We start from the raw sequence: 25,721 nt of genomic DNA on the forward strand, positions 1-25,721 counted from the left end.
ACGACCCTGTCTTGTCTGATCGGACAACTAAGGAAGACACTAAAAGGAAGAATATCTAATCTAGCTCAAGGTAAACACTTGATCTGATCCGAGGCAGTAAACAAAACATGGAGCCGGCGACCGGATTCGAACCGGTGGCCTGCTGATTACGAATCAGCTGCTCTACCGCTGAGCTACGCCGGCACCTTGACGTTGAAAAGCCCTTTACCACATAAATCTAAATCGCGTCAAGCTAAGACAGAGGGTGCTCGAAAACTTCCCCTTATTGGGGTGGGTAATTGGGATGGGGGTGACCAGTTTGACCCAAGACGGCGGCAGGACATTGGCAGGGTCGCCGTCCTCGGTGACTGATGCAACTTAAGTAGGGGCGAAAAATTTTTCGCTCCTACCAACGTCCAAACAGCGTATAGGGGCGACGCATGCGTCGCCCCCACAATAATGCCTACAATGCGATTTTGTTCCGATGTCCTCAAGAAGAGGTTTACTTTATTTTGAAATAGCCATTTATCATCAAGAACTGTAAAGAAGTTCTCTAATCCTTTGGCAACATCTCTGACGATACCCATGTTCATGGTGGCGCTTTACCGATTCCTGTTCGCTTCGTAAAAAATCCTCATAATCTATATCGCCCACAACTTCTCCGCTGTGAAGAATTATTGCTCGATCGCAGATAAACGATAAAAAGCAAACATCGTGGCTTATGACGATAAGAGTTGAATCAACCGCTTTCAATATTTCTAAAAGGGTTTCTTCTCCCTGAGGGTCTAAATTGTTTGTTGGTTCGTCGAGAATAATAAGATCGGGTTTCATGGCAAGGATAGTTGCTAGAGCAAGACGCTTCTGTTCGCCACCACTCAGATGATGAGGCACTCGATCCTCATAGCCTTCCAGATTGACCGCTTCTAAAGCCTCTTTTACACGTTTAATCGTTTCTTTTCCTGAAATACCCAGCATCTTAAGACCAAAAGCCACTTCATCAAAGCAGGATGACGAAAAAAATTGGTCTCGCGAATCCTGAAATACAATACCCACCTTTTGCCACAGCTTCTTGCGCATCTTTTCAGATACTTCGCGTCCTTCTAGCCTATAAACGCCGTATCCTTTGAAAATCCCGGTAATACAAAAAGCGAGGGTCGATTTGCCCGCCCCGTTTTCTCCGATAAGAGCAATCCTTTCTCCTCGTTTAATTCTCAAATCAACTTTTTTTATTCCCCAGACCCCACTTGGATACTTATAGGAATATCCTAGTAGTTCTATAAAAGCACTATTATTGCTGACGGAATATCTCATTTCTTTCTGGGCAATCTCATCTTGATAAGTAGCGCAACACTGAAACCTGAAAGTAAAATCAAGTCCGTGGTCTCGAAGAGTTTCCTTATTACTAATAAGTTCTGTCATTGTGTAATCGTGATGAACCATACCGTCTTTGAGCACAAAAGCTCGCTGGCAGAGTTCATATAGGAAGAAAAGGTCGTGGCTTATGCAAAGGATAGTTCCACGAAAATCTGAAAGAACGTCAAGTATTATGCCTTCGCTTTCTCGGTCAAGCCCAACAGTTGGTTCATCAAGTATAAGAATTTCTGGATCCATTGCCAGAACAGCCGCCAGAGCCGCTCTCTTCCTTTCGCCATAGCTAAGATGATGGGGTTCTCGAAAGATAAGTTTCTCGATGTCCAACCGTTTTGCCCATTCAAAAACTTTATCTTCTGCAGCCTTCAGCGAGACCCCCTTTAGAAGAAGTCCAAAGGCGATATCTTCAAATATAGTCGGGCAAAATAGTTGGTCGTCACAGTCCTGGAAAAGCATTCCCACTCTGGGCGTTAACCTTTGATCAGGGTTTCCACTACCGTGATATATAATTTTACCAGAAGTTGGCTTGTAAATACCGGCTATGAGCTTGGCTAAGGTTGTCTTTCCTGCACCGTTTTTTCCAACAACAGCCAGTCGATCTCCTTCGTAAATACATAAAGAAATTCCTTGTAAAGCTCTTTTCCCATCAGGATAGACATAGTCAACATTAGACAATTCCAGGATAGGCTTTGCTTCGTGACGAATATAAGGCTCAATTCGAGCGATTTCATGCATAGGGGGAAATCCTTCCTAATGTATCAGGTAGAACCGTTCAATCACGTAAAGCCCTAGAGGAAGAGCAATCCACAGTATGCCAATAACCCAATCCTTCGTTGTGGCTACGAAAGGATAAAAACCAGGAAATCGTCCTCTGTAACCCCTCAACTCCATAGCTTCCGTTATCCTTTGAATGCGTTCGAAGCTTCTCACAAACAAGGTTCCAATGAAAGATCCCACAATCCTTAAGGTTTCTAAACCCGTTTTGGCTTCAAAGCCTCTAAGTCTCATAGCTCGGTGCATTCTTTCAGCTTCATCCACCAACACAAAAATATATCGATAGGTAAGGAGCAACATTTGAGCAATGCTCGCCGGAAAGCCAATTTTATTGAGCGCCATGATTGTTGCAGTGTAGGGAGATGTTTCGAGCATAATCGCTGTTGTTAGGACAACAGTGGTTGCCTTTATCCCTATGGTTATGGCTCCTATAAGGGCATCATAGTTCAGATTTAGACCAATAAAGGGTTCAAAAACTATAAGCCTTGTGCTAGCTTTAATGGGAGCAGTAAGGGGCAGAAACACTACAAGAGCTAAAGTGAGAATGCCTATTGGCTTCAGCCTCCTCCTTATAGAACTTCCAGGGAGTTTTGCTAAAGCACAGAAAAGAGATGCCCACAACATGGATGTCAAAATCAGCGTAAAAGATGACAAGCTTACCGAAAGAAAACTAAACAAAATGCCCGAAAAAATTTTTATTCTTGGATCCCACCGATGTAGGAGCGAATCTCCCCTAATTAGTCCCATGGAGGGGATGTTTACGTCAAAAGCTTCAGGGGTGTTATGTCTTTGCTGTGAATATCTGATCTTTTTCAATAAAGCAAAAATAATGAAAATAACAATTAAGGCTCCAGCAACTGGAGCCCAGACATGCCAGGGGATCCGTATAACAAGTTCATCCATCTAACTTTGACCTCAGAGTCGAATTTATTAGCTAACTTCAAATATTAAGGAAAAAATTCTTCTACTCTGTCGATCTCTTGTTGTCGCTTTGATCAAGTTGATAATAATAATATGTGAGACTAGGAATAGCAAGTAAGCTTACCAGTATGGAATTCGATCTTCAAATAGCGGTGTTTTGAATATGATTGGGAGCAGGATAGTCTATGGTAGAAATCCCTCTACCTATTTCCGGAAAGAAGATAGCAAAAACTCTTTCCTACAACCATGTTTTGCTTTTGAAGCGAGCCGATTATGTCTTAAGACTGCTTTTTTTGTCCTGGCTCGGAAAATTTATTAGGGTTCTTTTTGTTACTTCCAATCCAGCTAGACTTGTTAACCCTCGAAGAGTTCTTGTTATCCGCCCTGGAGGCATAGGCGATGCAGTAATATTGGTTCCTGTGCTTAAAAAACTTCGCTCTTCTTTCCCTCAAGCTCACATCGCTGTTCTTGCAGAACGTAGAAATGCCGCGGTTTTCCGTCCACTTTGCGGAAACATTATTGATGCGCTGTTTTGCTACGATCGATTTCGAGATTTTCTATCTCTTCTGGTTTGCTCTTTTGACGTGGTGATAGATACTGAACAATGGCATGTTCTTTCGGCTATTACGGCTTCTACAGTTGGCAGGAAGGCAATACGTATCGGTTTTGCTACCAATGAACGGTCCATGTTTTTTACTCATCCTGTGCCTTATGACAATGATGGCTTTGAAGGCGATAATTTCTTTAGACTTCTTAGGCCATTAGATATTGACTCAACGCCTCCGTATCCTTTCGCATGTTTTTATCCGGTAGACAGGTTCTCCAGGCAGGATAAAGCTAAGCGAGTGGCTCTTTTTCCTGGTGCAAGTATCAAAGAACGTCAGTGGGATCCTGCAAAATTTCGCGAAGTGGCTGCCTGGCTTCGATCCAGAAACATCGATGTGGTAATTGTAGGTGGGCGAGAGGATGTGGAATCTTCGAAAATTATTGCCTCAGGGCTTAACGATGTTGAGAATCTTGCTGGTAGAACATCTCTTGAAGAAACCGCAGGAGTTCTAGCTTCCTGTGATCTTGTAGTAGCTTCAGATTCGGGTATCATGCATCTTGCTGTGGCGGTTGGAACGCCTGTTGTGGCTTTCTTCGGTCCGGGTATAGAATCAAAATGGGCGCCAAGAGATGGCATAAGCATAGTCATCAATAAGAAATTCCCCTGTAGTCCCTGCACCAGTTTCGGTTACACGGCTGCTTGTTCAAGAAATGCTCAGTGCATACAGGAGATTACGGTTGATGAAGTTTTAAATGCCATTAAGAGTATTCTTTTTAGGGAATGGGAATTGGGAACTGGGGAATGGGAATTGAGAAGACATGAGCATAAAAAATATTAGCGCTATAATAATTCTAGCCACTATTGCCTCTTACGGCTTTGCTTCGGATGATGTTTCGAAGCTTACTGTCTATTATTTTCATCGCCCGCCTTATTACGTGAAAACCGATGGTGAGCCCAAGGGATTCCTGATGGTTTTTGTCGAAAGAGTGCTTGAAAAAGCTGGTATTGAAGCCGAATTCAAAGAAGTCCCGCCGAAAAGAATTTTGGAAGAACTTAAAAAACCCCAGCTTGCCTGTTCTCCAGGATGGTTTAAGACCCCGGAGAGAGAAGAATTATACCTTTTTTCTGCTACCATATATCAAAATGCACCCTTAACGTTTGTCGTAACAAAATCTAAAGAAAAAACTAGAATTACCCTGGATGAAATATCTAACTTATTCAAATCATCACGCGATCCAGGAATTGTTTGCGGATTTTCCTATGGACCCTTTCTGGATGCTGTTTTTTCGACAGAAAAAGCTACGCGGTGTATTTCAACCGATGTCCTTAATGTTGTAAGGATGGTGAGCGCAGGGAGAGTGGATTTTACCCTGATTTCTCCTGAAGAGTTGGGTTACATTGCTTCGATCTATCCTGAACTCAGAGAATCCATTGCTATGGTGCCAATAGAGGGAATCCCCGAAGGCAACAGGCGTTACCTTATGTGTAGTAAAGGTGTGACACCTGATATGATGGACAGAATAAACAGAGCTATACACGAACTTGTTTCATGGCTTGATTAACCAGGGAGTTTTTGATGAAAGAGACAACTATAGCTAAAAGACTCGTGGTAATATGCGCAGTTCTTATTGTAGTTACCTCTTTGTTTTCAACAGCCGTTGGTTACGTGCTTCGAGTAAAGCAAATACATGAAGAATACGAAGATCTTTCCGACGAGCATATCCATCATCTTGTGAACGCTATTAACAAACCTCTGTGGGAAATGGACTACAAAAGTGTTCAAAATACCTGCGAAGTTTTCAATAATACTACTTTGTGGATGGTTAATTTAACCGTTACCAATCAGGATGGGAAGACGCTGTGTTCGCTTAAGAAAGAGGCACTTTCTCCTTCTATAATAAGACATCAGGATATAAACCACGACGGCATTTTAATAGGAAGAGTTTCTGCAGCGTTTACGGATGAACTGGCTAAGAGTGAAGCCTTTCGAACCTTTATGGCCAACCTGGTAATTATCGCATTTATTGGTTTTTCACTTTTTGTTGGAATTACCTGGGTTGTGAGAAAAACTATATCAGAGCCGATGAAACAGTTCGCCGAGTGCATGAAGAACATAGCCGCCGGAAACTATAGTATCACCGTGTCGCAAAAGTCAGGCTACCTCGAGTTTTCAATTATCCTGAGAGAGATGCTTCACATGGCGGAAGAAATCAAAAAACGCGAAGAAACACTTAGAACTCTCAATGAAGATTTGACACAAGAGATTGAAAAAAGAGAGCAGGTTACCAAGGAACTTATAGAAAGTGAAGCCAAGTTCAGAGCGGTAATGAGTGTTGCAAGCGATGGAGTCATTATAGCTAAGTCGGATGGGAGAATTGATTATTCGAATCATGCAGTAGAAGTTCTTTTTGGGTATTCAGGAGAGGAACTTCGCAACCTTTTTGTGTGTGACCTTTTTTCGGAACCTGATAGAAGACTACTTAGAAAATATGTATTAAAGCGTGAACAGATTAACTCTTCTGTATGTGAAATGACCGGGATCAGAAAAGATGGAGCAACCGTTCCAGTTGAAGTCTCTCTTGCCAATACCTTTGATATTGATGCACCAGTTGACCGGGTAGTTGCTATCGTAAGAGACATCTCCTGGCGCAAAGAGGTAGAAAGGGAAAAGAGAGAAGCTCTGGAAAGAATATATCGCCTTCAGAAATTTGAGGCTATCGGGACCCTTGCAAGTGGCATTGCTCACGATTTTAACAACATCCTGACCATAATCATGGGCTATAACGACCTCGCTCGCCTTGCATCGCCCGAAGATGCCCCGGTTCAGGAGTATCTTTCCCAGGTAAGCCATGCCTGTTTCCGAGCCAGAGATCTTATACAGCAAATTTTTGTAATCGGGCGACCTCAGCCTTCGGATGTTATAGTCTTTGATCCTGGTCCTCTCATTAAAGAAACGGTGAAATTCCTGCGTGCTAGTATTCCGTCGAGCATAGAAATTCGGTATCACGTGCCGGATGAAAAAATCCTCATAAAAGCTAATCCTTCCCAGATACAGCAGGTTATTATGAATCTTTGCACCAACAGTGTTCATGCAATGGAGTCTTCAGGAACAGGAGTTTTGTCTATTGAGATGGAGAAGATCAGTATAGATAAACCAAAGAGTTGCTTCTTCTCCACCCTTCCTTCCGGTGATTATATTCGTCTGATGGTTAAAGATACTGGATGTGGTATTCCTCCTGGTGTGGTTTCAAGGATTTTCGATCCTTACTTTACCACGAAGGAATCGACTAGAGGCACAGGACTTGGTCTTTCTGTTGTCCGGAACATAGTGATGAGTTGTGGAGGGGATGTGGAAGTTATTAGCGAACTCGGTAAGGGCACAACAATAATTGTGTATCTTCCTATTGCTCGCATGGAAGAACATTTTTCTGGTGCCGTGGATGATGGTAAAGGTATGGAAACTAAAAATGGTGGCGGCAAATGTATCCTTTTTGTGGATGATGAAAGATCCATAACAGATCTCGTTATGTTGAGTTTGACCGCCGCAGGATATCGAGTTTGCGCATTTACCGATCCAAGGGAAGCTCTCAATTATTTTCAGAATTACGGAGATGAAGTCCACCTGGTTGTTTCTGATATTACAATGCCTCACATTCGAGGAGACGTTCTGGCAAAGACCATTTCTTCTATTCGCCCTGATGTGCCTATAATACTATGTACGGGCTACGGGTTTGCCTTTTCGTCTGAGGAATTAAAAGAGTTCGGTGTAAGGGAGTTGATCTACAAGCCCTTTTCAGGAAAACAACTTCTGGATGTCATAAATAGAGTGCTAGGGTGAGGGTTTCAAAAATCAAATGTGAAGTTCTACTATATCGCCATCCTGAAGCACGTAATTTCTTTGAACCATTTGACCTCCAAAAACAGTTGTTCCCCATACCCTTGCATACTTGAGCTTTTCGAGAAAGTCTTTATGTATTTCTCCTGCCAAGTCTTCCAGAGTGCTTCCTTTGGGGAGCACAAAGGGGGAATCGAGTTTTGGTTCTTTGCCAGGAGGCTTAGTGTAAACTCTTATAATGTCCCCCAGTTCGTAAATTTTTCTCAGAAAATTTTCTGAATAATGATTGGTTAAGCTTGAGAAGGGAAGGCAGGGGAGAGCAAGATTGAGTAGTTCCAAAAAAGCTTCGTAATCTTCTTGTTCTTTAGGGGTATCCACTTTGTTCACAAGCACAAGCATCTTTTTGATAAAGGGTTTTTTAGTGAGATCTTTTGGAACTGATTCTTCGTTGGGATAGATTCTTACACTGCGGAGCACTTCCATTGTTTCTTCATATTGATGAAGCGGGTCGCTCTGAACATCAACAACAATAACAATGAGATCTGCTCGACGCATAAGATCTGCCATTCCAGGGTCGATGTAGTCGAGAGTTATGGGTGGCGTATCTATAAGCTGAAACTGGATGTTTTCAAAGGTTGCCATGCCGGGTGTCGGCTTCCAGGTAGAATGGGGGAAATCGGCTATTTCGGGTGAAGCGTTGGTAAGAGTTGCTACGATGGACGATTTACCCGTGTTAGGAGCTCCAACAATTGCCACCTGAAGGACACCTTCTTTCTCGATCAGATAGTCTGAATCTCGCCGTCCACCGCCTTTTTTTTGCTGAGCTTGAGCTTTGAATTTAGCGATTTTACTTGTAAGAGCTGCTCGAAGCTTATCTGTTCCCTTGTGTTTGGGCATTATGGTGAGCATTTCTTCCAGAGCCTGGATCTTTTCTTCGGGCGTCTTCGCTTCACGGTATCTTTTTTCTGCTTCGAAGTAATGAGGTGGCAAATTTGCCGGCATAGACCTACTTTCGTTGTTGCTCAGGCTATACATTTATTTGTATAGCTCGAGGCTGGGGTATTTGTTTCCCGCCTTTTATGGCTTCCCAATGCCCCAGCTGGCGGTATTTTGGGAAAGCCACATATTTGATGCCGAAAGGAAGAATCATATCAATTCTCCCCGGCGCTTTTGGTATGCAATAGTTTTCGTTGGCTACGAAAAGAAGTTATTAGAAGTTTTTTGAGGCATCAGCCTCGTCCATCGCTACTTTTTCCGAACATCATTCAGGGCTATAACTACCAAAATTTTGTATGTCAATCAATTTTGGCTAATGTTAAGCAAGCCGGCAAGGTTTGCTAAAGTAAAGGACTTTTACTCTCTAAAGAAATTGATGACAGTAGGTAAAAAGTTTGTTAAAAAAATTGTGACGGAATCCACAATTACTGTAGATGTTGTAGATATTTTCTAGGGAGAGAACGTAATGATCTGTAAACATTGTGGTGGTTTGATTGTTCTGGTTAGAACATGAAGAGCTGTATTTTGGCGCTGCAAGGAATGCGGCTCGAGATTTTCTCTCGAAGAAGTTAAAGAAGCCATCACTGATGAACTGGAAGAAATGGTAGGATGGTGTCGAGTTGACAGGCTTTAAGAGGAAAAATGGAACTTCATTTTGTTTTTGTTGGAAAAACAGCTTTTCCTGATATCGATCAGGTGGTTAAGCGTTATTTGAAAAAAATTAGGGGCTTTTTCCCGGTATCTGTTCATATCGTTAAAGAAGAAAAAGAGACAAAACACAGAAGTCCTTCCGATGTAATGGACAAAGAAGCCGAAAGGATTCTTAAAGTCGTTGGCAGGGAAGGGTATATTGTTTCCTGGGATCGCACCGGAAAAATGATGACATCCGAAGAATATGCGAATCTTTTCCGGCAATGGATGGAAAAGAGCGTAAAATCTATCTGGATGGTTGTAGGAGGAGCTCTGGGGCTTTCTCCTGTGGTGCTGAATCTTTCTCATGAAATACTTTCCCTTTCCCCGATGACCTTTCCTCATGATCTTGTGAGGGCTATTATTGCTGAGCAAACTTACAGAGCTATTAGCATTATTAACGGTATTCCCTATCATAAGTAAAAGGCGCGGGTGGTGGCTTCTTTCAATGATTCACTTGATTAGCCTGGCGCGTTGGTTTAATATCCCGATTGAATCTCAAAGGGAATAATGGATTTTCCTTAATTATACGCGACGAGGTTTTCCAATGTATATCGTGGGCTTAGACATTGGTTCCGTTAGTATAAACGCTGTAGTGATACGAAACGATGGACATACTTCGGCAAACATTAATGAATGGCTTGTCGAAGAACTGCCTTACAGAAGGCATTTTGGCCTTGTTCGCGAGGAAGTCCTTAAAATCCTGGAAGATATTTGTGCCCGTTATAAACCGGAAAATATCCAGGCTATAGCCATAACCGGCTCTCATGGTGAGAGAATTGCTAAAGATCTGGTTGCCTTCTTCGAGGTGGAAACGATAGCGCAGGTAATTGGAACCATCAAGATGGCCCCCGGTGTAAGGACCATTATAAGCATCGGGGGACAGGATGCCATGCTGTTTCAGATCGGCTATGGCCGGGATGGAACATGGTTTCTGGAAGGCTTTAACATAAATGGTCCCTGCGCTTCAGGCACCGGTTCTTTCATAGACCAGCAAGCCGAGCGGCTTGCTCAGGTTATGTATGGGTCACATTGGGAACCATCTCAGGAACACCTTCAGAAAACTCTCGAAGATTTCATCGCTCTCGGGCTTACCAGTTCATCCCCGGCTCCAGTAGCCTGCCGTTGCACCGTCTTTACTAAATCGGACATGATTCATCTCCAGAACAAGGGAGAACCTCTCCCTAACATTATCGCCGGACTTCACTACGGAAACGCTGCAAACTACCTGAGCACCATTATCGGTAACCGTGAGATTCAGGAACCTATAGTGTTTATCGGGGGTATGGCTTCAAACGAACTTCAGGTTCGAGCTTTCCGTTCCTATTTCCCATCCCTTACAGTTCCGCCATTTCATACATCAGTTGGGGCTATCGGGGTTGCACTTATAGCTAGAGACAGAGCAGTAAAACACACTGTTAATCTTGATGCCTTGAAGGATCAAAGAAGTAAGTCGGTCGATTTCGGTCGCACTGAACCGCTTGGGCTTGAATGGACAAATTTCCCCGCAGACAATGCTCTCCCGTCTCTAAGAAGTTCCAAGAACAAACGCTACAGAGGCTTTCTCGGGATCGATATAGGATCTACCACGACCAAATATGTCTTCATGGACGAAAAGAAAAAAATTCTGCATAAAAATTATGTGCCCACCAGAGGTCGTCCCATTGAGGTAACTCAGCAGCTTCTGAAAGGACTTTTTGAAGCTTTTGATGGGCGATGTGACATAATCGCCATTGCAACAACCGGTTCTGGGCGAAATGTTGTGGGAGATTTTCTGGATGCCGATTTGATTATTGATGAAATTACCGCTCACGCTCGCGGTGCCGTAGAAATTGATCCTAAAGTGGATACGGTTTTCGAAATTGGGGGGCAGGATTCTAAATATATCTTACTTCATAAAACTCACCCCATTGACTTCGACATGAATAAGGTCTGTGCGGCAGGGACGGGGAGTTTTCTACATGAACTCGCCAATAAGATGAAAATTAACATTGTGGGCGAATTTCAGGAAGTAGCTCTCTCTTCCAAATCGCCCGTGAACCTGGCTGAACGTTGCACGGTATTCATGGAATCAGACCTTATGAGCTATGCTCAGAAGGGAGCGCGCCGTGAGGATCTCATCGCGGGACTCTGCTACGCCATCGTTCATAACTATCTCAATCGAGTTGTTGGAAAGCGATCCATAGGGAATCGAATAATGTTCCTGGGCGGTCCTTCTCTCAACAAGGGCATTGTAGCAGCTTTTGAGAGAGTCTTGAAAAAACCGCTTATAGTGCCCAAACATCGGGAAGTAATGGGAGCCTTTGGAGCGGCTCTGCTGGTAAAAGAGAGATGGGAACAGGCCGGGAAGGACAAAAATCCCGATCTCAAGGCTGAAGTTCAGCGAAGGACGAAATCAATTATTAGTTTGATAGACAGTAAGGTTGACTACAAAGAAACTATATGTCATGCCGATCCCAAATGTCATAACGAGTGCAAACTCAAGATCTATAATTTCGGTGGGCGCAAGAGCATTTGGGGTGGAGACTGTGGACGATATGAAGTGACTCGCTATGATGGCCCCACTGAGACCGATTATATCGGAGAGCGGAATGGAATCTTCTGGGATATTTTGAAAGAATGGGGTGTCGAGCCTGGAATTCCATCTTCGGGACGATTGGGTTTGCCGCTGGTGGGAGTTCCACTTGGACTTCATTTTTGGGAGTGGGCGGTTTTTTGGGTTCCTGTCCTGCGGCAACTTGGCTTTCCTGTGCTTCTTAGTCCCAGAACAGATCACGCTATAACTCGAGTCGGAATCGAAACGGTTACTGCAGAAACCTGTTTTCCGGTTAAAGTCTTCCTTGGGCATGTTAAATGGATTGCAGATAAGGCAGAAATGTTTTTCCTTCCCACGGTTATCACAATGCCGGCTCTGGCTGAAAGAGAGGTCAGCTTCTTCTGTCCGCTGGTTCAAAGTGGTCGATATGTGGCGGCTCAGTCTATAACGCTCGATCGTTCACGCATAATCGACCCAACGGTTTACATAAAAGATGGTCCTGATCGGATTGCTCACGCTCTCTTTCGCTCTCTTCCTTCGTCTTTAGGCATATCTGAAGATCAAGTTCGTCGGGCTGTTAAAATATCGTGGGATCGATATTGGCGGTTTAGAGAAGAATTAAAAACCAAAGGCGAAGCCCTAATCAGTGAATCTCTTGAAAAGGGTGAGCCAATTTGGATTATCTCGGGAAGACCTTACAATCTCTACGATGCTCGCCTTAACTTACAGCTTGGTCAACATCTTGCCAAACGGGGCATCCGGGCGATAACCTTTGATTTCATAGACCTTGCGGCTGAAGATATAAGCGACTTCCCACGTATGTATTGGGGTTTTGGATCAAGAATTGTCCGGGCTGCCAAGAAAATAGCCAGAACGCCACACTTATACGGGCTTCACATAACCAATTTCAGTTGCGGACCTGATTCCTTCATTGAACATTTCTATCGACACGTGCTTCAGAACAAGCCAGCGCTTATTCTGGAATACGATGAACATACAGCCGTTGCAGGAATTCTAACTAGAGTGGAAGCCTACCAAAATGTGGTGAGAAATATCGAAGCAAACCTATCCGTTAGTGATTCTGATGCCATCGAATTTGAACGCCTTAGCAACTGAGCCGTAAAACTGGAAAGGGACAATAAGCCATGAATGTGGTGGAACATCCAACCTTTCGCCGTATAACCGATCAAATAGGAAAGTTTAATCTAAAAGGCAAAAAGCTTCTCATTCCGGATATGGCGCCCATAGGAGCTCGTATGCTTGCGGCGTGTTTTAGAGCCTTTGGGGTAGATGCAGAGGTGATGGAAACCTGCAAAGGACTGGACCTTGGAAAGGAATTTACTTCGGGCAAGGAATGCTACCCCTGTCAGGTAACTCTTGGTGATGTGCTTTATCATCTAGTTCGTGAGAGAGAGCGGTTAGGGAAAGACTTTCATCCTGAGGATTATGTTTATTTCATGCCGGAGGCTGATGGCCCCTGTCGTTTTGGCATGTATAATAAATTCCAGCGCCTTGTCCTGGATCGTTTTCCTCATTTTGCCGATGTCAAAATCGCTTATCTTTCAACCGCCGATGCCTATTCAACCGATGGGATTCTTCCCCCCGAAGAAGCATCTGTTTTCAAAAAACTTTCCTACGTGGGAATGATTGTGGTTGACGTTCTTGATCGTATTGCCTGGCGAGTTCGACCTTACGAGCGAATTCCGGGAGCGACCAACAGGCTGATAGAAGAAGCCGTGAGAAAGCTCGAAGTTCTCTTATCCCAGAAAGGGATGGAACTTCCTTTTAAGGAAATGTATGAAATAGTGGATGATACGGCGACCAAAGCCAGGTTTCTTATTAACCCGAACATTCCCCGGAAACCAAGAATAGGTATTGTAGGCGAGATTTATCTCCGAACTCATCCAGGGGCGAATCAAAATCTGATTTTAGAAATTGAACGATTTGGAGGAGAAGTAGTCAATTCGTCTCTCGCCGAGTGGTTTAATTTCGTAAGCTATGAAGGGCTGAGAAAACTCGGGCGTGAAATGCAACTCGCCTGGCATTTTGGCTATCGCCAAAAATTGCTTCCCCTCGCCAAAAAGCTCTTGGCTCAGGGACTTGAAGTTGGATATCAGCTCCTTAGACAAAAGCAGGTTTATGACCGGGTTCTCGCAAAGCTTGACATTCAACCGGATCATTCTGTTTGGACCATTGAGCGCCATCTGAAGCGTTACGGTGTATTTTCCTTCCAGATAGGTACAGAAGCGGCTTTGAGTATCGGCGGAGCTATAGAATACGTGCTTGAAGGATTTGACGGCATTGTGAATGTCTTTCCCTTTACCTGTATGCCCAGCACGGTGTGTGCGGCTATACTTAGGCCGATCCTTGCAAAACACCGCATTCCTTACCTGGATGTGGCATACGATGATTCGGTGCAACCTAATAGAGAAATGGCGATCAGAACTTTCCTTTATCAAGCAGCTCAGAGAAAGGTTCAAAAGGCAAAGAGTGCATGAGCAATCAGATTCTGTTAATTAATGCTATTCATCCAGAGGAATTTCGTATAGCTCTGGTTGAAGGCTCCAGCCTTGAAGGTTTTTTCATTGAGACTACATCCAGAGCCACCTCTGTGGGTAATATCTACAAAGGTATCATAGAACAGGTGCAACCGGCTCTTCAGGCTGCCTTCGTGAGTTATGGCGCTGAACGTAACGGTTTCCTGCCTCTGGATGAAATTCATCCAGAGTATTTTTGCCAGGATCCCGTCGGAGAGCCTCGCATTCAAGACTTGATCCAGCCGGGTCAGGAAGTGCTCGTTCAGGTCACAAAAGACGGAGGAAACCTTAAAGGAGCCGCTCTCACAACTTATATCTCTCTTGCCGGAAGATATGTAGTGTTGATGCCTGGACGCAACCAGAGAGCGGTTTCTAGAAAAATTGCCGATGAAGAACAGCGAGAACGTCTCAGAGCTATTGCTTACGAGATGCCGGTTCCAGAAGAGTTCGGTATTATCGTCCGGACGGCAGCAGCAAATCAGACAAAGAAGGACATTCTGAAAGATCTGCGATATCTTCTAAAAATTTGGGAAAGCATTCGAGAAAAGGCGGCGACTCAACCCTCCCCATCCCTTATTTATCAGGAAAGGGGTTTAGCGATACGTGTCATAAGGGATTACTTCACACCCGATATAAAAAGAATCGTGGTAGATCAAAAGGATGTTTACCGAGAAGTTAAAGACTTTCTTAGAATTATAAGCCCAAAACATCAAAATTGTGTTGAACTGTATCGCCATACCACGCCGCTTTTTACGTATTATAGAATTGAGGATCAGATCGAGCGGATATTCGATAAAAGAGTGCCCCTTAAGTCCGGAGGTTATCTCATCATAGAACCGACGGAAGCTCTGGTGGCAATTGATGTAAATTCAGGTGGAGCAACCCTGGACAAAGACATCGAGGAGACGGCTTTCCGGGTAAACATGGAAGCGGCGGCGGAAATTCCGCGTCAGCTTCGTCTTCGAGATCTTGGTGGATTGATCGTTATAGATTTTATTGACATGTTCCATCCGGCTAAAAAAGCAAAAATTGAGCAGGAACTTCGGAAGGCTACCAGAAAAGATAAGGCGAAAATCACTATTGGAAGGATTTCTCGCTTTGGCCTGCTTGAAATGTCCCGCCAGCATCTGGGAATGAGCGTCCAGCTTGGATCTTACAAGGAATGTCCTCAATGCCACGGGACAGGAATGGTGCAGACGGCAGAAGCAGCAGCTTTATCATTCCTTCGTAAAATCTGGACAAAGCTTGCTATGGAAGATGATGTCAAGAAGTTACGAGTAAAAGTTGCTCCGGAAGTGGCATTCTATCTCCTAAACAGAAAGCGTCCGGACATCATGGATCTGGAGGAAAGATACAAGGTTAGCATATTCATTGAAGGCGATCCTTCGCTTCGGCAGGATGAAGGTATCGTGGAAGAGATGAATGGAAAATAGAAATGAAAGAAATTCTAACGTTCCAGAAAAGCTCGATTAGGGACGAAAATCTTACCTGGATTTAGAATATTGTTGGGATCTAGAGCGTATTTTATTCGCCACATAGTTTCAAGAGTGCTTTCTCCAATATCCCACCTTATAAAGGGAGATTTGGCTATTCCTATACCGTGTTCACCAGAAATAGACCCACCTAGGTTAAGCACAGATCGAAAGAGAGTTTCTGTGGCTTTTCGTGCTGATTCTTGCTCAGCTTCATTTTTTGGATCGTAAAGGATGTTTACGTGAAGATTACCGTCACCAGCATGTCCAAAGCTTACAATGGGTATGCCGAACCGCTTAGATAGTTCTTTTACAGTGTTTACAAGTTCTGGAAGTCTAGACCGGGGAACCACCACATCCTCGTTGATTTTCGCCGGGCGAATTTTGGCAAGGCTAGGCGAAATTGCTCGCCTGACCACCCATAGAGCATCGATTTCAGCATCATCGGAAGCAATCATTACCATCAATGCCCCATGGTCGATGCATATTTGACGCACAGCGTTGGTGTTTTTTTCCAGAAGTCCTTCAGGATCGTCAAGTTCTATAAGAAGAAGACTTTTTGTTTCCGGGGGAATGAGAACGGGTGAATGGGGAGCAACCAGAGAAACCACGTCTTCGTCCATGAATTCTATAGCTGACGGAAGTATGCGGTGCTTAAGGATGGTGACAACAGCTTTGGCGGCTTGCTCTGCTCCTCGGAATGGCACAAATAGAAGATAACTTGCGGTAGGTGCGGGGATGAGCCGGAGTAAAATCTTGGTAAAAATTCCCAGGGTGCCTTCCGATCCCACCATAAGGCGAGTTAAATCGTAACCCACGGATCGTTTTATAATTGCTTTGCCTGTTGAGATGACTTCTCCTGATGCCAAAACTACTTCTAAACCTAACACATAATCTTTCGTTACACCATATTTGACCGCTCTGGGACCTCCAGCACCGGTTGCTACATTGCCACCAATAGTTGAAAAAGCCAGGCTCGATGGATCCGGGGGATAGAATAAGCCGAGACGTTTTACAGCTTTTTGAAGTGATCCGGTAATGACTCCAGGTTCGACGAAAGCCGTGAAATTATCTTCGTCTATTTCAATGATACGGTTCATCCGCTCTGTAGAAAGGACTATCCCCGGTTGAGTAGGAACAACTCCTCCGACCATACCACTGCCTGCACCGCGAGCGTAAACGGGGATACGCTCCCGATTTGCTTCAGCAAGGATTTTGGATACTTCTTCAGTGAAACCGGGCGTTATCACACATAAAGGCATCGCTCCGAGTCTGCTGGCATCGTATCCGTAAGCCAGTCTGTCTTCGGGTTCCAGAAGCACATTGGACGTTCCAACTATTTCAGCGCATCGAGATATAAATCTTTTTAGATCAGTCATGGTTGAGGATTATTTTCTCCTTTTTGCTGATTATTAAGATGTTCTGCATTTTCTTCGACGGGTCGCATGGTTTGCCCGTGTATGGGGCATAGTTCTGTGGGTTCGCGTCCCTCGATAAAATATTCTGTATAAACCGATGGGCACTGGTCAATAGCAAGAGCCCCCGACAGAGAGCATACACTTCTGGTTACAATCCCTGATGGTGGTTGGAAGGGCTGAGGATTCAAAAAATAGGAGATGTTCTTCATAAATCTTGCCCACACCCGTAGAGCTCCTGTGGCTCCAGAAAGTCCTGTGGAGCGATTGTCGTCAAATCCCACCCAGGCTAAAGAAACCATATCAGTGGTGTATCCAACAAACCAGGAATCACGGTAGTCGCTTGTGGTTCCCGTTTTTCCGGCGCATGGAAAGTTTATACCCATTGAAGCAAGAGACCTGGCGGTGCCTCTTTGCACAACGCCTTCAAGCATACTGGTGACAAGAAAGGTTTCCGCAGGTGATGCAATTTGAATCCATCCCATGTGGTGCTGTTCTTGAAGCACTCCCTGGGCATCGTAAACTTCCTTTACTGTGATAAGAAAGGGTTTGTCGCCATCGTTAGCCAGAGCCGTGTAGGCAGAGGCGAGTTGAAGAGGGGTTGTTTCCAGGGCTCCAAGGGCGATGGAAGGGTAGGGTTCCATCTGGTCGAAAATGTTAATTTTCTTAAGAAAAGAAATTATATCTTCAAGCCCTACATCCATCGCAAGGCGAACGGTGGGAACGTTCAAGGATTGTTCGAGAGCTTCCCTGAGGGTGACTCGCCCTCGGAATCTACGATAGTAATTTTCTGGTGTCCAGGGTGTTCCAGCTATAGGTATTGTAAGTGGTTCGTCATCAAGCCAGCTTGCCGGTGTCCAGCCCTTTTGAATAGCTTCCAAATAAATGAAAGGCTTGATGGCAGAACCTACCTGTCTCATTGCTTTAGTTGCCCGATTAAACATGCTTGTCGAATAGTCTCTCCCTCCAACCAGAGCTCTTACCATACCGGTTTTTGGCTGAACGGCTATAATAACGCCCTGGAGTATATTTTCGGCATCAGATTCCTTAAGGGCAGAGAGAGATGTTTCGAGCTTTTGAAGTTCGGCTCTTAAAGCTTGTTCGGCTTCTTCCTCTATTTCTGGAATTAGACTTGTGTAGATCGCTAATCCATCACTTTCAAGGCTTTTAGGATCATATAGTTGCTTCAATTGTTCAAATACAAGATCAACAAAGTAGGGAGCTTGTTTAAGTGGGATGTTAAATCCTTTGAAAGTTTCAAGTGGCTGACTTTTAGCTATCTTTAACGTTTCCTGATCTATTTTCCCTTGTTCAGCCATGGCTTCCAATACGATATCCCGGCGAGTTTTAGCTCTATCTGGATGAAGAGTTGGGTTGTAGAAATTGGGTGCCTTGATCATGCCCGCGAGAGTGGCCGCTTCTGTAAGAGACAAGTCTTCGACATTTCTACCGAAATAAACTCTCGCCGCTTCCCCAATCCCTCTAATTTCCACAGAACCCCTTTGTCCCATGTAAACTTCGTTTAGATACATTTCTAAAATTTCATCCTTGCTGTAGCGCAATTCGATGACGATGGAGATGATTGCTTCAAGAATTTTACGCTTAAGAGTTCTTTCCGGTTCCAGAAAATAGTTCTTTACAAGTTGTTGAGTGATTGTAGATCCTCCCTGAACGATTTTTTTAGCTCGAAGATCCGTCCATAGAGCTCTTGCAATGCCGATAAAGTCAATGCCAGGGTGATCGTAAAACCGCTTATCTTCTATGGCAACCACAGCGTCTTTTAGGAAAGGGGAGACACTACGGATGTTCACAAGGATACGTTGTTCTTTGTCACGTCCAAAGAGCCTTGCGAGTTCGACCGGTTCGAGTTCCCAGTAGGGAAGTTTTTCTTCGTTGGAGGATATTTCTGTGAGAATGTTGTTTTTTATCTTAAAGATGAGTCGCCGCTCCTGTATGTTTTTGCCCGGGAAGTTAAATGAACGAAACCATGCTATACATTCCCCTCGAGATGCATCAATCCAATATTCGCCTGGTCTTGATGGTTGAGCTAGACTTTTTCGATAGAAACGTCGGGTTAACATACGGGAAAAGGTTTCTAAACTTAAAGGTTGACCCGGGAAGAGAATCACTGTGTCCGAAAAAACATACGAAGGAATACTCCATTTTTGACCCGAAAAGCGCTTTTCCACCTGCCATGCGAAGTAGAAAAAAACTCCAGCTACTATCACCAGAACCGATAAAGTCCAACCGATAAGGACATAGAAAAACCTTGATCTTTTCGGTTTGAAAAGTTTGAAAGATGACATCTCTTTTGATTTTATTTGCTGATCCAGAGTGCTCCCGCTTCAAAGTCAGAGAGAATCTTAGAACTGCAAGATCCCATTAACCATCCCCTAAGAGTTCCTTCCTTTGCCTTGCTTCTACCGATAGCCATAGCAATAGCGTTGGACTCTTTCATCTTTTGAAGAAGAGCTTCTGCGGGCTTTTTTCCCTGGATAATTTCTGTGGTGATACGTTCCTTTTCTACCCCGTTTGCCAGTATAGCTTCAACTGCTTCTTCTATGATTCTTTCACTTTGTTCCGATGGGCTACCAACATGGCATACCGTGACTGTGTGATCTTCGTCTTTAATCATGAATCCTACGTGATCTGCTATTCTTAGGCTTGCTTCTGATCCATCTGTAGCCACAATGATATGGCGGTGTGGTAAAGTAATGCTTTTACATACCCATACGGGGAAATCTATTCTGGCTTCAAGTATTTCACGGCTTGTGCTTGTTCCAAGTAGTCCTTCGAAGGCCAGGTAACCTCGACGTCCAAGGACAACCGCATCGTAAAGTCCTTCGTGTCCTTCTCTGACTATGTCCTGGACTATACCGAAACGTTTTTCTGCTATTTTCATTGTAATGTTTTTCTCTGGGAAGCCTGACATTGTAAGTAAATCTAATGCCATCTTCTGAGCTTCCGTAGCTTCCCGGCGGTTAACATCATTGGGTTCTTTAGAAGAAGACCCCACGTAGAAAAGAGTTACATTAATGTTTTTTTTGACGGAGAAAAAAGACACAACGAAGCGAACCCCATAAAAACAACTCGGTTCATTGCTTATTGTTACAAGAAGGTGCCTATTAAGGACTTCCGGTGCTGGCTGTGCGGCAACCATTGAGATGACCTCCCGGGTTAATTTTTGATTATATGATCGATACGTAGGTAAAAATATTCATAGCATGGCTATTGTATTTTGTTAAACGATTTCGGTTATTTCATAGTGTTTAGTCAAGTAATAATGAAACACTACCCCGATCAAGCCAGATATCTCCATAATAGATGTCCGTGAGGTGGTTTTTTAGAACACCCTCCTTTGTAAGTTGACAACAAAAATAGACAATCATATGATTAGGTGAAATGTAAGGACAATGTTCAGCCTAATTTTGTGAATGTTGTACCAAGGAGGTATTATGGTTCATTCTAAATCAGATATAGATCCCAATAAGCCCATTTATCCGATAGGAGTTGTGGCAGAACTCATAGGTGTTCATCCTAGAACAATTAGAGTCTATGAACAAGAAGGCTTGATTAAACCGCCTCGTAGAGGAGGAAAGCGATTTTTCTCCAACGCCGACTTGCAGTGGCTTCGTTGCCTTAGAAAACTTATATCGGATGATGGTCTAAATATAGCCGGCATAAAAAAACTCCTGTCCATGGTGCCTTGCTGGCAAATAAGAAATTGCGACGAAGAAACCAGAAAAAAATGTCCTGCCATGCTGAATTTTTCTATACCTTGTTGGGAGCTTAAACCCCAGATTTGCCGCCAGAAAGGTCTCGATTGTAGTGATTGTGACGTGTATAAGAATAAGATCCACCACGTGTTGAAATTTAAATGCGATGAGAAATAATTCCCTGGCTCCTTCCAGGTCCATCATTTTTGGACCCGTGCCTTCTCGAAGATTGGGACGTTCCCTAGGGATTGATCTGCTTCCATGCAAAATGTGTTCTTTTGATTGCATCTACTGCGAATGCGGTCCAACAGAGTGTTTAACTCTGGATCGATTCTCTGAGCCATCTCCAGCCGAAGTCCTTTCCATACTCAAAACTTTCATCAGGGAATTCCAGCCACAATTTGATGTGATTACCTTTTCCGGCTCGGGCGAGCCGACCCTTTACGAGCCAATCGGTAATCTTATCGATCTTATAAAGCGCGAATTTCCTCACTATCCCGTGGCTGTTCTGACAAATGGATCGCTCTTTTCGGATCCTTCAGTAAGAACCTCTCTTCTTAAGGCTGATATCGTATCTCCATCGCTTGACGCTCCCAATGAGGCTCTTTTCAGAAAGATTAACCGACCTCATCCTTCTCTAACCTGGGAAGAGTTGGTCGAGGGACTTATCGCTTTTAGAAAAGAATACCATGGACATTATCGTCTGGAGGTTCTTCTTATCAAAGGGATAAACGATGCCCCCGAACATCTTGAACAAATAGCCAACATAATTTGCCATATAAAACCGGACATGGTCGATTTAACCACTCTGGCTCGCCCGGGAACTATTTCAAATTTGCAAGGGCTTTCTCCTGAAGAATTAAAGCTGTGTGCCGACTATTTGAAAGGTATTCCTTCTTCCATAGTGGGAGATTACTCAAAAAAAGGATCAACTCACAAAAAAACAATTTCTTTCCAGAAGCTTGAAGCCCAGATTATTAATCTCCTTGCACGTCGTCCCTGTTCTCTAGAAGATCTAGCCGATAGCCTGGGGGTTTCGGTTGAAGAAGCGAGCCACGTCATATCCAGCCTTAAAGAGCGCCATAGGCTCTTGATTCATGATATAAACGGTAAGCTTTTTTATTCTTTAGCTTCTGCCTTGCCTTGAGGAATAGTCTCTACCGTTAGAGTCTTTTCGAAAAGATCTTTTGCTAGCTTCATGACGTCTTCAGGAGTAACCTGCTCAAGCTTTTCGTGCAATTTCTTTCGGAAATTCCATCCCAGACCTAAAGCTTCGTTCAAGGCAGCGTCTCTTGCCTGATCGCTGATATCTTCAAGAGAAAGCGCTTCCATGGTTAGAATGATATTTTTAGCAGTAGCAATATCCTGTGGGGTCATTAAATTTGTTGCTGTTTTTTGAAGTTCCTGAAAGATGATAGCCTTTACACGTTCTCGATGTTCAAGAGCGGTTTGAGCTATCACAGTGAAATATCCCCCCTTTATCCCGTAAAAAGGAATGGCGTGGACAACATAGACCAAATCCTGGTTGCCTCCACGGAGCGCTTCCTGCAGTCTTCCACTCGGATAACCAATGCCGGATATATTGGCATCTATGACATCCAGAATTGCCCTTCTGGGATCATTCATCTCAATGCCGGATGTTCCAACCATGATCCCCAGAGCCGTTTTAGAAGTTTTTACTACAATGGATGAATCTTTTGTCTGAGGAGAAAACTCGGTCTTTGGCGGATAAGGAAATGGTGGAGCTTTCCGCTTCCAGGAACCAACCTTCTCTTCCAGAAGCTTTAGAACTTCTTCTTTATCAAAGTCACCAAATATTGCCAGCACACTTCTTGCAGGCACAACCATGCGATGGTAACATTCAACCACATCGGCTTTGGTTAATTTAGAGACAGACTCCCTGCTCCCAAGATGGTAGAATCGGTAAGGATGCTCCTTGAAAAAGTGCTCGTGAAAGATAATGGAAAGCTCTTGCTGCCAGTTTTCCTTCGCTCTATCGATAGCCAAAAGAGTTTCCTGACGCTTTTTCTCCAGTTCCGACTCGGGAAAAGTTGCCTTAGAAACCATTTCGGAAAGTATATCGATCGCCTGGGGAAGGTTATCAGCCAACACTTTCATAGAAACAGAATAGCTGTTTCGCCCGGCTCCGGCGCTTACTTTTCCACCGTTGGATTCGATTATCCGAAATATGTCGCTTCTTGAATAATTTTCTGTTCCGGCTGTGAGAAGCGATGCGGTTATGTGAGAAAGACCGGATTTATCAGAAGGATCAAGTAGTTGTCCTCCCAGCCCATGAAGTTCTATAGCCACTATGGGGAGTTTGTGGTCAGGTTTTAGTATCACCCTTAGGCCGTTAGAAAGCGTTTTTATCAACGGTTCATTGGAATTTTGAGGAGAAGCCCCTGTAGATTTCCGAATGTTATTGTTGCTTGTAGAACCAGATGGAGGTTTTACCGCTGCAATAGTTGCCAGATCCCAGCGAAGGTACCTTTTTGCAACCTGTTGAACTTCTTCAACTGTAACAGCTTTGATTTTCTCAACATAAGCTTCGTCAAAGTAGGGATCCCCGGTTTCATTAAAGCCGGAAAGAAGAGATAAAGCCTGACCCGAGGATGTTGTTCTTTCGAAAATGTGCTGGCTGATTGTTTTTCTTTTTGCCATTTCCAGATCTTCCGTCGAAACCCCCTGGTCGGCAATAGCATGGAGAGCCTGTTCCAGTGCTTCCATTGCTTCTGCTCTTTTTCCAGGAACAGGCGTTAGAGAGACTATCCATTGTCCTCGCACATAAGATGGAGTCCAGTTAAAAGCCGAAATGCTTGAAACAAGTCTTTTTTCTTCCTTTAATTCTTTAACGAGAAGGCTGGAGTTACCTTCTCCTGCTATGGTTGCAAGAACATCAAGAGCGTAAACATCGGGGTGAGATAAATTAACGGAAGGGAAACCAACCATTATCCGTTCCTGGTCCACAAAAGGAAGTTCCTTTTCTGCTTGCTTTTTGGCCACCGGGAGCGGTTCTTCTGGTAGAACAGTTTCTTCGGGGGGAGTGTAGTCCCAGTCGGAAGTCTTTTCAGCAATGAGAGAAATTACATCCTCAGGCCGGACAGGCCCCACCACGCAAACCACAATGTTGGCAGGAATGTATCGGTTTTCGTAGTATCGGATTAAATCTTCTCGAGTTTGCCGAGCAAAAACGTCCATACGTCCAATCACCGGATAGCGCACAGGGTGTTTTTGATAGGCCGTTTCGAAGAAAAGGTTCCAGAGCTGCTTCCCTGGATCGTTTTCTTGCATGCGAGCTTCTTCCATTATTACGCCCTTTTCACGTTCAACCTCGGTTGGATCGAAGGCACAGTCGTGGACGAAACTCAATAGAAGTTCTATGGCTTCACGGTAATGTTCTCTGGTGGTGTTTATGTAATACACTGTCCGGTTGTGAGACGTGAAGGCATTAGCTGCGCCCCCCATCTGTTCTATTTTCCGGCGTATGTCGCTTTCTTTTAGAAATTTGGTAGATCCACCGGAGACCACGTGTTCCAGATAATGAGAAAGGCCGGAGAGTGTTGGTTCATAGATAGACCCCGCCTTTACCAAAATATAGGTTGAGACTACGGGGGTTGAATCGTCTGACCTGATGAGCACAGTAAGACCATTCTTTAATCGCACGAATTTGTCATCGGAAGATTTAGAAGGCAAAAGCTGGTCAACTAGGGGCGATAGTTCGCCGAATGAAAGATGTTGCCATAAGAAAATTGATAGAAAAAGGATACACAAAAATACGCATTTTTTAGCCATTACTTATCCTCTCAAATAAAAGCGTAAGCGTTAATCAAGGAAAAACTAGGGGGTATTTTTAAGTTCTTCCTGGAGCCAGCGGATTTTTTCTTCGTCCCTGATGTCTTCCGGTTTTTCTAATTCTATCCTTAGAAGATCTTCTAACTCAATGCGTCGCCGCTCCTTGAATGCTGATACATCCTTTCTGAACTGACGGAGAGCAAGTTGGCGAGATTTTTCATATTCCTCCTGAAGTTTTTTCTCAAGGTCGTCGTTCATGGAACATTCCCCTCCTTCAAGATTATTACAATAGACTGGATACATCTTTAGCCTAGCGATTGTTGGCTTTATGTCAATAGCGAAAGAGAACCGGGTGATGGATGAAATTAATGAGTCTATAGAATCATGGTTACCATTGTGGGTTAGATTCCATACCATGTTCCATGGGGGCATTCGATAGTGTTTTCCTGGCAGTAGGCTCACAAGTAGGGGCGACGCATGCGTCGCCCCTACACTCATGCGAATCACATATTTAGTAGTTGTTTTTTATCTGTCCAAGAAGGTCTTCTAGGTTAAATTTCATCCTTGCGTTTTATATGGATATGTCACCTCTTGCCACCCCATAAGGGAAGTTTTGGAACATCCTACCTGTTTCATTGACAGATATGACTTATTTTGATTAGACAAGATGCAATCATGGGAGGAGCTTTTGTCAAACCAGTAATTCTATCGGGAAGGAGCGAACATATATGGAAAAAAAAGAACTTTTTGAAGTAAAGATCATTTGCGATTTCGCGGCAGCTCATCTATTAAGGAACTTTAGGGGAAAGTGCGAACACCTTCATGGTCACAACTGGAAGGTTGAAGTAGTGGTTCGAGGACATAGGCTTAACGAGAGTGAAATACTTCTTGATTTTGCCGAACTTAAAGATGCTACGAAAGAAATTGTTGGAGAACTGGATCACGCTTTTCTTAACGAGCTACCGGCTTTTAAAGAAAGAAACCCCTCCTCTGAAAATATTGCGCGCTACATTTTTCAAAGACTGTCGAAACGTTTTGAAGGATACAATTTCTGGGTTTATAGTGTGTCCGCATGGGAATCACCCAATTCCTGTGCTACATATTATGGTTTTGTAAGCTAGCTGATAACCGTATCCGAAT

The 25,721-nt window shown here is 43.9% G+C and carries 19 protein-coding genes and 1 tRNA gene; 10 read left to right on the top strand and 10 right to left on the bottom strand.

Annotated elements, in window-relative coordinates; genetic code table 11:
- Positions 1-108: 108 nt before the first annotated feature.
- The 3 genes from WHS38_03560 to cbiQ all read right to left on the bottom strand — a co-directional run bounded on the left by WHS38_03560 (position 109) and on the right by cbiQ (position 3,027).
- A tRNA-Thr gene (locus WHS38_03560) sits at positions 109-183 on the bottom strand.
- 327 nt (positions 184-510) lie between these two features.
- The gene (locus WHS38_03565) at positions 511-2,085 is read right to left on the bottom strand and encodes an energy-coupling factor transporter ATPase (protein MEJ5300046.1); all 1,575 of its coding nucleotides are present in this window, start codon (positions 2,083-2,085) and stop codon (positions 511-513) included.
- Between the two features lie 15 nt (positions 2,086-2,100).
- Positions 2,101-3,027, bottom strand: a complete 927-nt coding sequence (gene cbiQ, locus WHS38_03570; protein ID MEJ5300047.1) for a cobalt ECF transporter T component CbiQ — start codon at positions 3,025-3,027, stop codon at positions 2,101-2,103.
- Between the two features lie 203 nt (positions 3,028-3,230).
- Here cbiQ and WHS38_03575 point away from each other — a divergent pair, with 203 nt between their 5' ends.
- The 3 genes from WHS38_03575 to WHS38_03585 are packed head-to-tail and all read left to right on the top strand — an operon-like array spanning position 3,231 to position 7,430.
- Positions 3,231-4,430, top strand: coding sequence for a glycosyltransferase family 9 protein (locus WHS38_03575; protein ID MEJ5300048.1), 1,200 nt, complete (start codon positions 3,231-3,233; stop codon positions 4,428-4,430).
- Complete coding sequence (locus WHS38_03580; GenBank protein ID MEJ5300049.1) at positions 4,411-5,154, top strand: transporter substrate-binding domain-containing protein; 744 nt, start codon at positions 4,411-4,413, stop codon at positions 5,152-5,154. The genes WHS38_03575 and WHS38_03580 overlap by 20 nt, the downstream gene beginning before the upstream one ends.
- 14 nt (positions 5,155-5,168) lie before the next feature.
- The gene (locus tag WHS38_03585; protein MEJ5300050.1) at positions 5,169-7,430 is read left to right on the top strand and encodes an ATP-binding protein; all 2,262 of its coding nucleotides are present in this window, start codon (positions 5,169-5,171) and stop codon (positions 7,428-7,430) included.
- Positions 7,431-7,442: 12 nt separating this feature from the next.
- Here the strand turns inward: WHS38_03585 and WHS38_03590 are convergent, their stop codons facing one another.
- Positions 7,443-8,429 (bottom strand): TGS domain-containing protein, encoded by a 987-nt coding sequence (locus tag WHS38_03590; protein MEJ5300051.1) that lies wholly within the window; start codon positions 8,427-8,429, stop codon positions 7,443-7,445.
- A gap of 25 nt (positions 8,430-8,454) precedes the next feature.
- A complete protein-coding gene (locus WHS38_03595; protein ID MEJ5300052.1) occupies positions 8,455-8,577 on the bottom strand; it encodes a hypothetical protein in 123 nt (40 codons plus the stop codon).
- Positions 8,578-9,065: 488 nt separating this feature from the next.
- Between WHS38_03595 and WHS38_03600 the strand changes: the two genes are divergently transcribed.
- The 4 genes from WHS38_03600 to WHS38_03615 all read left to right on the top strand — a co-directional run bounded on the left by WHS38_03600 (position 9,066) and on the right by WHS38_03615 (position 15,619).
- Positions 9,066-9,536 carry a 23S rRNA (pseudouridine(1915)-N(3))-methyltransferase RlmH gene (locus tag WHS38_03600; GenBank protein MEJ5300053.1) on the top strand — a complete coding sequence of 157 codons (471 nt, stop codon included), beginning with the start codon at positions 9,066-9,068 and terminating at the stop codon, positions 9,534-9,536.
- A gap of 124 nt (positions 9,537-9,660) precedes the next feature.
- A complete protein-coding gene (locus WHS38_03605; GenBank protein ID MEJ5300054.1) occupies positions 9,661-12,765 on the top strand; it encodes an acyl-CoA dehydratase activase in 3,105 nt (1,034 codons plus the stop codon).
- 29 nt (positions 12,766-12,794) lie between these two features.
- Positions 12,795-14,147: a CoA activase gene (locus tag WHS38_03610; GenBank protein MEJ5300055.1), complete on the top strand. Its 1,353-nt coding sequence runs from the start codon at positions 12,795-12,797 to the stop codon at positions 14,145-14,147.
- Entirely contained in the window at positions 14,144-15,619 is a 1,476-nt protein-coding gene (locus tag WHS38_03615) for an Rne/Rng family ribonuclease (protein MEJ5300056.1), read from the top strand. The genes WHS38_03610 and WHS38_03615 overlap by 4 nt, the downstream gene beginning before the upstream one ends.
- Before the next feature lie 14 nt (positions 15,620-15,633).
- Here WHS38_03615 and WHS38_03620 read toward each other — a convergent pair whose 3' ends face one another.
- From WHS38_03620 to WHS38_03630, 3 genes are read right to left on the bottom strand one after another with little or no spacing between them, the layout of a single operon-like run.
- Entirely contained in the window at positions 15,634-17,037 is a 1,404-nt protein-coding gene (locus WHS38_03620; GenBank protein MEJ5300057.1) for an FAD-linked oxidase C-terminal domain-containing protein, read from the bottom strand.
- Positions 17,034-19,379, bottom strand: coding sequence for a PBP1A family penicillin-binding protein (locus tag WHS38_03625; protein ID MEJ5300058.1), 2,346 nt, complete (start codon positions 19,377-19,379; stop codon positions 17,034-17,036). Before WHS38_03625 ends, WHS38_03620 begins: the two co-directional genes overlap by 4 nt.
- A gap of 11 nt (positions 19,380-19,390) precedes the next feature.
- Positions 19,391-20,233, bottom strand: coding sequence for a universal stress protein (locus tag WHS38_03630; protein MEJ5300059.1), 843 nt, complete (start codon positions 20,231-20,233; stop codon positions 19,391-19,393).
- Positions 20,234-20,528: 295 nt separating this feature from the next.
- Here WHS38_03630 and WHS38_03635 point away from each other — a divergent pair, with 295 nt between their 5' ends.
- Both WHS38_03635 and WHS38_03640 read left to right on the top strand, forming a co-directional pair.
- Positions 20,529-20,966, top strand: coding sequence for a MerR family transcriptional regulator (locus tag WHS38_03635; protein ID MEJ5300060.1), 438 nt, complete (start codon positions 20,529-20,531; stop codon positions 20,964-20,966).
- On the top strand, positions 20,956-21,936 hold the full coding sequence (locus tag WHS38_03640; GenBank protein ID MEJ5300061.1) for a radical SAM protein: 981 nt from the start codon (positions 20,956-20,958) through the stop codon (positions 21,934-21,936). Before WHS38_03635 ends, WHS38_03640 begins: the two co-directional genes overlap by 11 nt.
- On the opposite strand, the gene WHS38_03645 is transcribed toward WHS38_03640, so the two are convergent.
- The gene (locus tag WHS38_03645) at positions 21,909-24,581 is read right to left on the bottom strand and encodes a pitrilysin family protein (protein MEJ5300062.1); all 2,673 of its coding nucleotides are present in this window, start codon (positions 24,579-24,581) and stop codon (positions 21,909-21,911) included. The genes WHS38_03640 and WHS38_03645 overlap by 28 nt on opposite strands.
- 45 nt (positions 24,582-24,626) lie before the next feature.
- A complete protein-coding gene (locus WHS38_03650; GenBank protein ID MEJ5300063.1) occupies positions 24,627-24,839 on the bottom strand; it encodes a hypothetical protein in 213 nt (70 codons plus the stop codon).
- Between the two features lie 470 nt (positions 24,840-25,309).
- On the opposite strand from WHS38_03650, the gene queD reads away from it, so the two are divergent.
- Entirely contained in the window at positions 25,310-25,702 is a 393-nt protein-coding gene (queD, locus tag WHS38_03655; GenBank protein MEJ5300064.1) for a 6-carboxytetrahydropterin synthase QueD, read from the top strand.
- Positions 25,703-25,721 lie beyond the last annotated feature (19 nt).

It is taken from the genome of Thermodesulforhabdaceae bacterium, assembly GCA_037482015.1.
Classification (GTDB): domain Bacteria; phylum Desulfobacterota; class Syntrophobacteria; order Syntrophobacterales; family Thermodesulforhabdaceae; genus JAOACS01.

Bases quoted from the DNA above. Each gene is read 5' to 3' on its own strand.
- WHS38_03565 (MEJ5300046.1), bottom strand. From the start codon at position 2,085: ATGCATGAAATCGCTCGAATTGAGCCTTATATTCGTCACGAAGCAAAG.
- cbiQ (MEJ5300047.1), bottom strand. From the start codon at position 3,027: ATGGATGAACTTGTTATACGGATCCCCTGGCATGTCTGGGCTCCAGTT.
- WHS38_03575 (MEJ5300048.1), top strand. From the start codon at position 3,231: ATGGTAGAAATCCCTCTACCTATTTCCGGAAAGAAGATAGCAAAAACT.
- WHS38_03580 (MEJ5300049.1), top strand. From the start codon at position 4,411: ATGAGCATAAAAAATATTAGCGCTATAATAATTCTAGCCACTATTGCC.
- WHS38_03585 (MEJ5300050.1), top strand. From the start codon at position 5,169: ATGAAAGAGACAACTATAGCTAAAAGACTCGTGGTAATATGCGCAGTT.
- WHS38_03590 (MEJ5300051.1), bottom strand. From the start codon at position 8,429: ATGCCGGCAAATTTGCCACCTCATTACTTCGAAGCAGAAAAAAGATAC.
- WHS38_03595 (MEJ5300052.1), bottom strand. From the start codon at position 8,577: ATGATTCTTCCTTTCGGCATCAAATATGTGGCTTTCCCAAAATACCGC.
- WHS38_03600 (MEJ5300053.1), top strand. From the start codon at position 9,066: ATGGAACTTCATTTTGTTTTTGTTGGAAAAACAGCTTTTCCTGATATC.
- WHS38_03605 (MEJ5300054.1), top strand. From the start codon at position 9,661: ATGTATATCGTGGGCTTAGACATTGGTTCCGTTAGTATAAACGCTGTA.
- WHS38_03610 (MEJ5300055.1), top strand. From the start codon at position 12,795: ATGAATGTGGTGGAACATCCAACCTTTCGCCGTATAACCGATCAAATA.
- WHS38_03615 (MEJ5300056.1), top strand. From the start codon at position 14,144: ATGAGCAATCAGATTCTGTTAATTAATGCTATTCATCCAGAGGAATTT.
- WHS38_03620 (MEJ5300057.1), bottom strand. From the start codon at position 17,037: ATGACTGATCTAAAAAGATTTATATCTCGATGCGCTGAAATAGTTGGA.
- WHS38_03625 (MEJ5300058.1), bottom strand. From the start codon at position 19,379: ATGTCATCTTTCAAACTTTTCAAACCGAAAAGATCAAGGTTTTTCTAT.
- WHS38_03630 (MEJ5300059.1), bottom strand. From the start codon at position 20,233: ATGGTTGCCGCACAGCCAGCACCGGAAGTCCTTAATAGGCACCTTCTT.
- WHS38_03635 (MEJ5300060.1), top strand. From the start codon at position 20,529: ATGGTTCATTCTAAATCAGATATAGATCCCAATAAGCCCATTTATCCG.
- WHS38_03640 (MEJ5300061.1), top strand. From the start codon at position 20,956: ATGAGAAATAATTCCCTGGCTCCTTCCAGGTCCATCATTTTTGGACCC.
- WHS38_03645 (MEJ5300062.1), bottom strand. From the start codon at position 24,581: ATGGCTAAAAAATGCGTATTTTTGTGTATCCTTTTTCTATCAATTTTC.
- WHS38_03650 (MEJ5300063.1), bottom strand. From the start codon at position 24,839: ATGAACGACGACCTTGAGAAAAAACTTCAGGAGGAATATGAAAAATCT.
- queD (MEJ5300064.1), top strand. From the start codon at position 25,310: ATGGAAAAAAAAGAACTTTTTGAAGTAAAGATCATTTGCGATTTCGCG.